We start from the raw sequence: 11,623 nt of genomic DNA on the forward strand, positions 1-11,623 counted from the left end.
CCCCCTTCCCCTGCCCCCCCCCCCCCCCCCCCCAATCCCGGGCCCCCCCCCCCCCCCCCCAACCCGGAATCCCGATGGGTTCTGCGACTCCGGCGTTTCCACAACCTCTGGATTCCGGGTTCGCCCGCAAGGGCGGGCGCCCCGGAATGACTGGGGAAAGGTCATCGCGACGATCGCGAGCACTTCGCTGAAATCTTTCGTCAATTCCGCGCCGACCCGGTCAGGCGGCGGTGACCCTACACAGCCCCGCATCCCCGCTGCCCTAGACCTTAACGGATTTTAACGATATCGCTTGATCCGTCCGGCGGCTGCTTTGCCGCGCCTTTCGACGGGACCGCGCATGACCAATCGCCCTCTCGCCCAGCCCGCACTGCGCCTCGTGCGCGCTGTCATGCTGATGGGAATGATGGGCGGATTGGCCGGCTGCGTCACCGAAGGCGGCCCGGGGGCCGGGCCGATGGCGTCCGCCGCCGGTTCGACCATCGCGTTCGACTCCATCGACGGCCCGCCGCCGCAAGTGTTCGACAGGATGGTGTCGGTGCTCGACAGCGAAGCCAAGCTTCGCCGCGTCGCCGTGGTGTCGCGCGAAGGCACAGCCGCCTACCGGGTCCGCAGCTATCTCTCCGCTCAGGTGCGCGGCAATCGCACCAACATCGCCTGGGTCTGGGACATCTATGATCGCGACCAACGGCGGACGCTGCGGCTGTCCGGCGAGGAGCCGACCGGCCGCTCGGGCGGTCGCGACGCCTGGGGTCAGGCCGACGACACCGTGCTGCGCCGGATCGCTCAAGCCGGGCTCACCGGCATCGGCGGCTTTGTCAACGGCAGCTTACCAACCGAGCCCGCACCTTCTGCTCCTGCAGCGCCGACGGAGCCGGCCGCCTCCGGGCCCGCGATCGCCAGCGCCGAACCTGCCCCCGCCGCAAATGACGAAGTGCCCGCGAGCTCACTCAGCTTCGCCGCACGCTGAACGCTACCTATGTCGAATCCGCATCGGAAAACCGCCTGCGACGGGTTGCCATCGCACGCCAGCGGCTGATATCACCTGCGCTCGCAAAGACGTCCGTTTGGTGAGTCCACCGATATGCTGAACGTAGTATCCACCACGCGGGGAGACGCGTCGATGTCGGGCAAGAACGGATCGGTCAAACTGGTGGCCGGCAATTCGAACCCGGCGCTGGCGCAAGGCATCGCCGACTGGCTGAAGATGCCGCTCACCAAAGCGAGCGTCCGCCGCTTTGCCGACAACGAGATCTTCGTCGAGATTCAGGAAAACGTCCGCGGCTCGGACGTTTTCATCATTCAGTCGACCTCGTTCCCGGCGAACGACCATCTGATGGAACTGCTGATCATCACCGACGCGCTGCGCCGCGCTTCCGCGCGCCGCATCACCGCGGTGATCCCGTATTTCGGTTACGCCCGGCAGGACCGCAAGGTCGGCTCGCGCTCGCCGATCTCGGCCAAGCTGGTCGCCAATCTGATCACGCACGCCGGCGTCGACCGCGTCATGACGCTCGATCTGCACGCCGGCCAGATCCAGGGTTTCTTCGACATCCCGACCGACAATCTCTACGCCTCGCCCGTGATGGTGCGCGACATCAAGGAACGCATCGATCTGTCGAAGGCGATGGTGGTGTCGCCCGACGTCGGCGGCGTGGTCCGCGCCCGCGGCCTTGCCAAGCGCCTCAACACGCCGCTCGCGATCATCGACAAGCGCCGCGAACGCGCCGGCGAGTCCGAAGTGATGAACGTCATCGGTGAAGTCGAAGGCTACACCTGCATCCTGCTCGACGACATCGTCGACTCCGGCGGCACGCTGGTCAACGCCGCCGAGGCACTGCTCGCCAACGGCGCCACCGCAGTCTACGCCTACATCACCCACGGCGTGCTGTCGGGCGGCGCCTGCGCCCGCATCACCGGCTCCAAGTTGAAGGAGCTGGTGATCACCGACTCGATCCAGCCGACCGAAGCGGTCCGCGGCGCTCACAACATCCGCACCTTGTCGATCGCCTCGCTGATCGGCGAAGCCATCGGCCGCACTGCATCCGAAGAGTCGGTGTCGAGTCTGTTCGACTAGACTAATTCACCAACCTCTCGTCATTCCGGGGCGCGCGACAGCGTCACCTCTCTTTTGTCATTCCGGGGCGCGCGTTTTCGCGCGAACCCGGAATCCATAATTACCGCCGGCGCGGCAGAGCACGGCGGGGCATGGCCATGCGCAAGTAGCAAGCGCTGGGCGTATGGATTCCGGGTTCGCGCAACGCGCGCCCCGGAATGACGAACGTTAGGTCGGTGACAGAAGCTTCGCCCGATCGGCGCCGCTAACTACACGATCCCTGCCGCCACTTGCCCCCTCAGCCGCTCCAGGCTCAGTAGCGTGTCGGCGCAGGCGTGGGCGACTTCGGCGCCCTTGGCGGCGAAGTGGTGCTTGAAGAACGCGGTCTGCTCGTCGCCGCTGTCGAGCGACTGCGGCGTCGCGATCGCCGAGAACACCGGCACCTCGGTGCGCAACTGCACCTCCATCAGCGAGCGGATCACCGTCTCGGCGACGAAGCCGGTCAGGCCGCCGTCGACCACCAGCCCGGCCGCGACGATCGCGGTGTAGCGCCGGGTCTTGGCGAGCGTCTGCACGTGCAGCGGAATTTCGAACGAACCCGGCACCTCGAACAGATCGACCTGCGACTCCGCGACGCCGCGCACCACGATCTCGCGCGCGAACGCCTGCCAGCACTCAGCGACCACATCGTGATGCCACGACGACTGCACGAAGGCGACGCGCTGCGGTCGCGCGAACCGCGGATAGGTGGCGGTCGGCGGCGCTGCGGGGGAGTCGGTTTCGGTCATCAGGCACTTACCTCGGAATGGAAACGAAGCTCAGGCTACCAGCGCGCGCGATCGAATCAAAGGTTAACGGCACAAACGAAACTCGCGGCAGGTGAAATCGAACCGCCGGACTCGGCTCCACGCGAATCCGATTCCGTTTTGTTCTTCTGGCGGGACGATGGAGCTGTGGACGGGTTGCCGTTTGGCTGTGGATGGAGTCCCCTCGGGATTGCACGGATTCGGCAAATCACATCATTTCGTTCTCGCAACCTCGGTTCACCGGGTCGCGCAGGATGCAGCGATCCACCGGGCACAGGCGCGTACCGGCCTGCCACATGCGTATCAGGCACATTCAAACTCAAGGTCGAGACGGCATGGCCATGCTCGAAGGCATCTTCGATTCCACCAATCCGAACCCGCTCGCGGTGGTCGAGGATATCGCCGCCTCGAACGATCTGGTGTTCGAGCGTTCCGGTGAAGACGAAATCACCATCGCCGCCAAGGGTCAGTGGACGGACTACACGCTGTCCTTCACCTGGATGGGCGAGATCGAAGCGCTGCATCTGGCCTGCGCGTTCGACATGAAAGTGCCGTCGGCACGGCGCGGCGAAACGCAGCGGCTGATCGCGGCGATCAACGAGCAGCTCTGGGTCGGGCACTTCGATATCTGGACGCACACCGGCACGATCATGTACCGCCAGGCGCTGATCCTGCCCGGCGGGTTGGCGGCCACCAATGCGCAGTGCGAGACCATGCTGATCAGCGCGATCAGCGCCTGCGAGCGATACTACCCGGCGATCCAGTTCACCGTCTGGGCCGGCAAGACCGCGTCCGAAGCGATGAGCGCCGCGATGTTCGACACCGAAGGCGAGGCGTAAGGATTCGTTCCGCATCGAATCCTCGTCATTGCGAGCGAAGCGAAGCAATCCAGAAGCCCCATGCGCGGCTTGGATTGTTTCGCTTCGCTCGCAATGACGCGTTGAAAGGCCTCGCCGCCTTCCCACTCTTGTGAGCACCACTGCCTTCTCCTAGAACAGCCCGCGTGATGAAGCCGCCGTCGCGGCGTCGGATGGATGCGTGTCATGGCCAACACTTCGAAATTCAACGCCCTGCAAGACCTCAGCGGCTCTCTCGTCCTCGCCGGCGCCGGCAAGATGGGCGGCGCGATGCTGACCGGGTGGCTGGCGCAGGGGCTGGATGCGGGCAATGTCGTGGTGGTCGATCCGCAACCATCAGAGGACATCAAGGCGCTGACCGCACGCGGCGTCCGCATCAACGCTGCCGCCGGCAATGTCGGCGCGGTGTCGACGATGCTGGTCGCCGTGAAGCCGCAGACGTTTTCGGGCGCGGCCGAAGCGCTGCGCGCCTATGTCGGCCCGTCGACGCTGGTGGTGTCGGTGATGGCCGGCATTCCGATCAGAACGCTGGCGACGAGCGTCGGCGGCCACATCGTCCGCGCAATGCCGAACACGCCGGCAGCGATCGGCCGCGGCATCACCGTGGCCGTGCCGGCGGCCGACGTCACACCCGAGCAGCGCGCCACTGCGGACGCGCTGCTGCGCGCCACCGGCGGCGTCGAATGGGTCGACGACGAAGCGCTGATCGACGCGGTCACCGCCGTGTCGGGGTCGGGCCCGGCCTACGTGTTCCTGCTCGCCGAAGAACTCGCCCGCGCCGGCGTCGCCGCCGGCCTGCCTGAGGCGCTCGCGACCACGCTGGCCCGCGCCACCGTCGCCGGCTCCGGCGAACTGCTGCACCGCTCCGATCTCGACGCCGCCACGCTGCGCCAGAACGTCACCTCCCCCGGCGGCACCACCGCCGCGGCACTGGAGGTTCTGATGGCGGACGACGGCTTCCGCCCGCTGCTGACACGCGCGGTGGCAGCGGCGGCAAAGCGATCGCGGGAATTGGCGAAGTAGGCGCGGCCTCGCGCCACGCACCACCGTCATCGCCCGGCTCGTCCGGGCGACCCAGTATCCCAGAGCGCTCGTTAGTTACAACGCGCGCTCTGCAATACTGGATCACCCGCATGCGCGGGTGATGACGATTGGGATGTGACAGCGCTTCGAGCTACACGAGCGCTGTAATCGTGCGCGTGGCCTACACCGGCACTCGCACCGTCGCCCGCAATCCGCCCATCGGGCTGTCACCCAGCGTGATGTCGCCGCCGTGGGAGCGGGCGATGTCGCGGGCGATGGCGAGGCCGAGGCCGGTGCCGCCTTCGTCCTGATTGCGGGCGTCGTCGAGCCGCAGGAACGGCTTGAAAACCTCCTCGCGCATCGCGGCCGGAATGCCGGGACCGTCGTCGTCGATCATCACGGTGAGGTAGCGATGATCGCGCTGGCCGGTGATCGCGATGCTGTCGGCGTGGCGCGCGGCATTCGACACCAGATTGGCGAGGCAGCGCTTGAACGCCGCGGGCTTCACCGTGACCACCGGCTGGCCGCTGAACGACACCGTCGCGGTGTGGCCGTGGCGTTCGGCGTCGCTGCGCAGTTCCTCGAGCGCCGCCGCCATGTCGGTCGGCTGCGCCTGCTCGCCCGAGTCGCCGCGCGCGAATGCCAGATAGGCCTCGAGCATCGCCGCCATCTCGTCGACATCCTTGCGCATGCCCTCGGTCTCGGGCGCGTCGCCGATCAGTTCGAGCTCGAGCTTGAAGCGCGTCAGGATGGTGCGCAGATCGTGCGACACGCCGGCCAGCATCGCGGTGCGCTGTTCGATCGAGCGCTCGACGCGGCTCTTCATTTCGATGAACGCATAAGCGGCGCGCCGCACCTCGCGGGCACCGCGCGGCTTGAAATTGGGCGCGTCGCGGCCCTTGCCGAAACTCTCGGCGGCGTCCGCGAGCCGCAGGATCGGCCGGATCTGATTACGCAAGAACAGCACCGCGACGATCAGCAGCACCGTCGAGGTGCCGACCATCCAAAACAGGAAGATTTCAGAGTTCGACGCATAGGCGGCGCTGCGCAGTGCGAATACCCGCATCACCGCGTCGTCGAGCTGGATGCGGATTTCGACCAGGTTGGAGCGGCCGACAGTGTCGATCCAGAACGGCCGCGCGATCTGCCGGCTGATCTGCTTGGAGATCGACTGATCGAGCAGCGAGAAGAACGGCTTCGGCCCCGGCGGCGGCATCTCGCCGGGGCCGAGAAAGTCGACCACGAGGCCAAGCCGCGTCTGCGCGATCCGGCGCAGCGCCGCGCTGTCCTTGTCCTGCGGGAAGCTCTTGTAGACGTCGATCAGCGCCGCGATGTCCTGCACCACCGCCGCCGACAGCCGCTGCGTCACCGTGTTCCAATGCCGCTCCATGAACACGAAGGCGATCACCGATTGCAGCAGCACCATCGGCACGATGATGATCAGCAACGCGCGGGCATACAGCCCCTTCGGCATGAAGTCATTGAAGCGCTGGCCCAAGTACCCATTGGCCGCCGACACCCGCCGCGACGCGGAGCGGATCAACGTCAGCCCGGTGTCGAGCGTGCTCATGACGACGCCTGCCCGGAGTTGTCAGCAAGCCTTCGATCGGAGGCGCTACGGTCGCCCCACGCACGGCGCGCTCCCTCGTCCCGCTCTTGCGGGGAGAGGGTCGGGGTGAGGGGCGACGGCCTCTCCGCAGAGGCGAGCGCTGATGCGACAGGCCGTGCCAGGCCCCTCACCCGGCGCGCAAGAGCGCGCCGACCTCTCCCCGCGCAGGGCGGGGAGAGGTCGGGCCGTGCCTGGGGCGAAGGTCTGCTCATCACGAACTAATCAGCACCTACGGCGCCGCCACCAGGCGATAGCCGATGCCACGGACGGCTTGCAGGAACAGGGGATTGGCCGGGTCGCGTTCGATCTTGCGGCGCAGGCGGTTGATCTGCACGTCGACGGCGCGCTCATTGGCGCCCGGGCCGCCGCCGGTCAGTTCGCCGCGCGGCACCGTCTCGCCCGGCGCGGCGGCCAGCACACGCAGCATGTCGCGCTCGCGGTCGGTGAGATGTACGATCTCGTCGCCCTGGCGCAGTTCGCCGCGCTCAATGTGAAATACGTAAGGCCCGAACGCGATGGTCTCGGCCTTGCTGGCCGGCGCCGGCGCGGTGCGCTTGAGGATATTGCAGATCCGCAGCAGCAATTCGCGCGGCTCGAACGGCTTGGCGACGTAATCGTCGGCGCCGAGCTGCAGACCCTCGATCCGCGCTTCGGCCTCGTGCCGCGCCGTCAGCATCACGATCGGCACGTCGGACTCGGTGCGGATCGAGCGCGCCAGATCGAAGCCGGTTTCGCCCGGCATCATCACGTCAAGGATCAGAAGGTCGAAATTCAACCCGGCCAGCTTGGCGCGGGCATCCGGCACGCTTTGCGCCGTGGTAACACGGTAGCCTTCGCTGGCGAGAAACCGCGACAGCAGGTCCCGGATGCGGCGGTCGTCGTCGACCAGCAGCAGATGCGGGGCATCGTCGGCGGGGCGGACCGGCTTCTTGGCCAATGCTGCGAGCTGAATCACGTCACATCCTTTGCGCTGGCGCCAGCCTTGGCCTGCAGGATGGTCTGGAGCACCTTGTCCGGATCATCGCGGTCGATCATGGCGCGCAGGAATTTGCTCACGGCCTCGGCTTCGCCCGGGCCCATACCGCGCAACGCGTGGGAGATGCGGTCGGTCTGCAGCCCGGCGAGCTTCACCACCAGCGCCTCGCCCTTGGCGGTGGCGAAAAGAAGGCGTTGGCGGCGGTCGCTGTCGCCGGCCTTCTGCACGATATAGCCCTCGTCGAGCAGTTGCTTCAGCACTCGCCCGAGCGACTGCTTGGTGATGCGCAGCACGTCGAGCAGGTCCGCCACGGTCAGCCCCGGATAACGGGAGACGAAATGCACCACGCGGTGTTGGGCACGGCCGAAGCCGAACGCCTCAAGCACATGGTCGGCATCTCCGACGAAGTCCCGATAGGCGAAGAACAGCAGCTCGATGATGTCCCAGCGCACTGGTCCTTCGGGCACATCGGTAAGAACCGGACGCGCGGCGGCGGGCGCGCGTTCATCCACCCGATCCGAGTCCTTGAAATTTATGTCAGTCATGTTGACATATCTGGGTCTTATGTTACAAAACCGCCGACCAAGACGAAATATTCGACTATTCCGCTTGCGACCTTTCACCCCGCAGTCCGATAACCAGATGCGGCGAAACGGCTTGCATGCGAATGTCGGACGGCTTGGCCGAAACATAGCGGAGTTCAGGGATTCCGCCAAAGCATGTCTCCCGGCACCGCCGGGGGCCATCACCACCGCGCGGCCGGCGACAGCCGGGCTCGCCCAACACGGCCACCTGCAGGCGCGCCGATCCAGGAGACAGGTCCATGGGAATCTCGTTCGACAAGACGGTCGACGGCTCGGTCTGGCTGAATTTCGACATCCAGCCGGCGACGCAGCCGACCCCTGCGGCAGAGCGCGACGCTAAGCTGCAGGATCTCGGCTTCGGCCGGCTGTTCACCGATCACATGGCGATCGTTCGCTATGACCAGGCGCATGGCTGGCACGGCGCGCGGATCGAATCCCGCGCCCACTTCCCGCTCGACCCGGCCAACGCCGTGCTGCATTACGCGCAGGAGATCTTCGAAGGCCTCAAGGCCTACAAGACGGCCGACGGCGGCGTGAACCTGTTCCGGCCCGACGCCAATGCGCGGCGCTTCCGCGACAGCGCCGACCGCATGGCGATGGCGAAGTTGCCCGATGAGGTGTTCATCGAGGCGATCGAGCAGCTGGTGCGGATCGACCGCGACTGGATCCCGGGCGGCGAAGGCAGCCTGTATCTGCGCCCCTTCATGATCGCCAGCGAGGTGTTCCTCGGCGTCAAGCCGTCGGCGGAATACATCTTCTCGGTGATCGCCTCCCCGGTCGGCTCCTACTTCAAGGGTGGCCCGGCGCCGGTGTCGATCTGGGTGTCCGAGACCTACACGCGCGCCGCGATCGGCGGCACCGGCAGCGTCAAATGCGGCGGCAACTACGCGGCGTCGCTGCGGGCGCAGGCCGAGGCGATGCAGCACGGCTGCGACCAGGTGGTGTTCCTCGACGCGATCGAGCGTCGTTATGTCGAAGAGCTCGGCGGCATGAACGTGTTCTTCGTGTTCGACGACGGTTCGCTGTCGACGCCGCCGCTCGGCACCATTCTGCCCGGCATCACCCGCGACTCGATCATCACGCTGGCCCGCGAAGCCGGCCGCACGGTCCGCGAGGAGCCGTACACGATCGAGCAGTGGCGCGCCGACGCAGCCAGCGGCAAGCTCAAGGAAGCCTTCGCCTGCGGCACCGCCGCGGTGATCTCGCCGATCGGCAAGGTGCGCTCGGTGAGCGGCGATTTCGACATCAACGGCGGCATCGCCGGCGACGTCGCGATGGGTCTGCGCAAGCAACTCGTCGACATCCAATACGGCCGCGCGCCCGACACGCATGGCTGGATCCGGAAGGTGATCTGAGTAGTCGTCGATTTTCGGGCACCACCTCACCGCGAGTCATTCCGGGGCGCTCACGAAGTGAGCGAACCCGGAATCTCTTTGGCAAAGAAGCTCGATCCGACCGCTGAGTAACCTCCCCCGCTTGCGGGGGAGGTCGGATCGCGCAGCGATCCGGGTGAGGGCCCTCCTCTCCGCGAGTTGGAGAGTCAATGCCTGGGGCGCCCTCACCCCAACCCTCTCCCGCAAGCGGGAGAGGGAGCGCGCTGTGCCTGTGGCGCTAACTACCTCCGCCCGAACAGCTTCTCGATGTCGGTCAGCGTCAGCTCCACATAGGTCGGGCGGCCGTGGTTGCATTGGCCGGAGTTCGGCGTCGATTCCATTTCGCGCAGCAGGGCGTTCATTTCCTCGGGCTTGAGCACGCGGCCGGCGCGCACCGAGCCGTGGCAGGCCATCGTCGCGGCGACGTGCATCAGCCGGCGCTCCAGCGGCAGCGCTTCGTCCCATTCGGCCATGTGCTCGGCGAGATCGCGCAGCAGCGACGCTGCATCGGTCTTGCCGAGCAGCGACGGCGTCTCGCGCACCGCCACCGCGCCGGGGCCGAAGCTTTCGATCACCAGGCCGAACCTGGCGAGTTCGTCCCCGCGCGCGAGCAGACGCTCCACCGTCGCCTCATCCATCTCGACGATATCCGGGATCAGCAGGATCTGGCGCTGCACGCCATTGGCATCGAGCGAGGCTTTTAGCCGCTCATAGACGATGCGCTCGTGCGCGGCGTGCTGATCGACGACAATCAATCCGCCACGGGTCTGCGACACGATGTAGGTCTCGTGGATCTGCGTCCGCGCTGCGCCGAGCGGGCGGTCGAGCAGATCGGGCGCGACCTCGTGGTGACGGACATCCGCGCTCGGCGCGCCGACATCGAACGCGGCCTGCGTGCGCTCGGCGAAGGACGGCGTTGCGAAGCTTGCATTGCCGCCGACCGGATACGACGGCGAGCTACGCCAGTCCCAATTCGCCGGCGGGGCCGAGCCGGGACGAAACGTCGAGATGACGCTGCTGGCGCTGTTAGCCGCGGTGCGGCGGCCTTCACGGGCCAGCCCCTCCTTCAGCGCGTGTACGATCAGCGCGCGGACGAGACCGGCATTGCGGAAACGGACCTCGGTTTTGGCCGGATGCACGTTGGCGTCGACCTCGCGGCTGTCGAGCGTGACGAACAGCGCCAGCACCGGATGGCGATCGCGCGGCAAGTAATCGGCATAGGCGCCGCGCACCGCGCCGAGGATCAGCTTGTCGCGCACCGGCCGGCCGTTGACGAACAGATACTGACCGAGCGCATTGGCGCGGGTCAGCGACGGCGCCGCGGCGAAGCCTCCGACCACGACGCCTTCGCGCTCCGACCGGACTTCGATTGCATTGGCACGGAAGTCGGCGCCGAGAATATCGCCGAGCCGGATGAGTTGCCCGGGTGCGCCCGGCAGCGCCGCCGCCCAGGTCACCGGCGCACGCTCCTCGCCCGCCAGCGTGAAGGCGATATCCGGCCGCGCCATCGCGAGACGCCGCACCACTTCGCGGATCGCCTCGGCCTCGGTGCGGTCGGTCTTGAGAAATTTCAGCCGTGCCGGGGTCGCGAAGAACAGATCGGCGACCTCGACGCGCGTGCCTTGTGACAGCGCAGCCGGCGCGATCGGCGTCTTGTCGCCGCCCTCCACGCGCAGCGCCCAGGCGTGCGGCTCGCGCGCGTGCCGCGTGGTGATCGACAGCCGCGCCACCGCGCCGATCGACGGCAGCGCCTCGCCGCGAAAGCCGAGGGTGCGGATCGCCAGCAGGTCCTCGTCGTCGAGCTTGGAGGTGGCGTGGCGATCGACGGCGAGCGCGAGATCGGCTTGCGTCATGCCCGAGCCATCGTCGGCAATCACGATCTTCCGCCGCCCGCCGCCGTCCGAGAAAATGTCAATCCGGCTGGCGCCGGCATCGATCGCGTTCTCCACCAGCTCCTTCACCACACTCGCCGGCCGCTCCACTACCTCGCCGGCGGCGATGCGGTTGACGATGGTTTCAGGGAGTTGGCGAACGGGCATAGGCGACTCGGCTGTGGGGCGTGAAGTTTAGGCGACGTCGATAGTGATGGCGATACCACTGCGACGCTGAGATCTCTTCACCCTCCCCTGGAGGGGGAGGGTCGGCGTGTAGCGCGCGCAGCGCGGTGCACGCCGGGGTGGGGTGTGCCGCGGGCACAGCGGATGAACTCTTCGCGGGGCCCCCCCCCCCCCGGGGGGGGGGGCCCCCCCCCCCCCCCCGGGGGGGGGGGGGGGGGGGGGGGGGGGGCGGGGGGGGCCGCGGGGGGGGGGGGGGGGGGGGCCCCCCCGGGGGGGGGGGGG

The 11,623-nt window shown here is 67.4% G+C and carries 10 protein-coding genes; 5 read left to right on the top strand and 5 right to left on the bottom strand.

What is annotated here, in order from left to right; genetic code table 11:
- The first annotated feature begins 340 nt into the window (after positions 1–340).
- Together D4Q52_RS25570 and D4Q52_RS25575 are read left to right on the top strand one after the other, a co-directional pair.
- The gene (locus D4Q52_RS25570) at positions 341–970 is read left to right on the top strand and encodes a hypothetical protein (RefSeq protein WP_119859405.1); all 630 of its coding nucleotides are present in this window, start codon (positions 341–343) and stop codon (positions 968–970) included.
- A 153-nt stretch (positions 971–1,123) separates the two neighbouring features.
- The gene (locus tag D4Q52_RS25575) at positions 1,124–2,077 is read left to right on the top strand and encodes a ribose-phosphate pyrophosphokinase (protein ID WP_182915448.1); all 954 of its coding nucleotides are present in this window, start codon (positions 1,124–1,126) and stop codon (positions 2,075–2,077) included.
- A 248-nt stretch (positions 2,078–2,325) separates the two neighbouring features.
- Here D4Q52_RS25575 and D4Q52_RS25580 read toward each other — a convergent pair whose 3' ends face one another.
- The gene (locus D4Q52_RS25580; RefSeq protein WP_119859407.1) at positions 2,326–2,844 is read right to left on the bottom strand and encodes a 6,7-dimethyl-8-ribityllumazine synthase; all 519 of its coding nucleotides are present in this window, start codon (positions 2,842–2,844) and stop codon (positions 2,326–2,328) included.
- Between the two features lie 353 nt (positions 2,845–3,197).
- Between D4Q52_RS25580 and D4Q52_RS25585 the strand changes: the two genes are divergently transcribed.
- Together D4Q52_RS25585 and proC are read left to right on the top strand one after the other, a co-directional pair.
- Positions 3,198–3,701, top strand: a complete 504-nt coding sequence (locus D4Q52_RS25585) for a YbjN domain-containing protein (RefSeq protein ID WP_119859408.1) — start codon at positions 3,198–3,200, stop codon at positions 3,699–3,701.
- Between the two features lie 195 nt (positions 3,702–3,896).
- The gene (gene proC, locus D4Q52_RS25590) at positions 3,897–4,742 is read left to right on the top strand and encodes a pyrroline-5-carboxylate reductase (protein ID WP_119859409.1); all 846 of its coding nucleotides are present in this window, start codon (positions 3,897–3,899) and stop codon (positions 4,740–4,742) included.
- A gap of 181 nt (positions 4,743–4,923) precedes the next feature.
- Here the strand turns inward: proC and D4Q52_RS25595 are convergent, their stop codons facing one another.
- From D4Q52_RS25595 to D4Q52_RS25605, 3 genes are all read right to left on the bottom strand, one after another.
- Entirely contained in the window at positions 4,924–6,312 is a 1,389-nt protein-coding gene (locus D4Q52_RS25595) for an ATP-binding protein (RefSeq protein ID WP_119859410.1), read from the bottom strand.
- Positions 6,313–6,580: 268 nt separating this feature from the next.
- Entirely contained in the window at positions 6,581–7,306 is a 726-nt protein-coding gene (locus D4Q52_RS25600; protein WP_119859411.1) for a response regulator, read from the bottom strand.
- Positions 7,303–7,872: a MarR family winged helix-turn-helix transcriptional regulator gene (locus D4Q52_RS25605; RefSeq protein WP_119859412.1), complete on the bottom strand. Its 570-nt coding sequence runs from the start codon at positions 7,870–7,872 to the stop codon at positions 7,303–7,305. The genes D4Q52_RS25600 and D4Q52_RS25605 overlap by 4 nt, the downstream gene beginning before the upstream one ends.
- A 278-nt stretch (positions 7,873–8,150) precedes the next feature.
- Here D4Q52_RS25605 and D4Q52_RS25610 point away from each other — a divergent pair, with 278 nt between their 5' ends.
- On the top strand, positions 8,151–9,266 hold the full coding sequence (locus D4Q52_RS25610) for a branched-chain amino acid aminotransferase (protein ID WP_119859413.1): 1,116 nt from the start codon (positions 8,151–8,153) through the stop codon (positions 9,264–9,266).
- Positions 9,267–9,526: 260 nt separating this feature from the next.
- Here the strand turns inward: D4Q52_RS25610 and mutL are convergent, their stop codons facing one another.
- Positions 9,527–11,323, bottom strand: coding sequence for a DNA mismatch repair endonuclease MutL (mutL, locus tag D4Q52_RS25615; protein ID WP_119859414.1), 1,797 nt, complete (start codon positions 11,321–11,323; stop codon positions 9,527–9,529).
- Between the last annotated feature and the right edge of the window lie 300 nt (positions 11,324–11,623).

This window comes from Rhodopseudomonas palustris, assembly GCF_003591005.1.
GTDB lineage: Bacteria > Pseudomonadota > Alphaproteobacteria > Rhizobiales > Xanthobacteraceae > Rhodopseudomonas > Rhodopseudomonas palustris_K.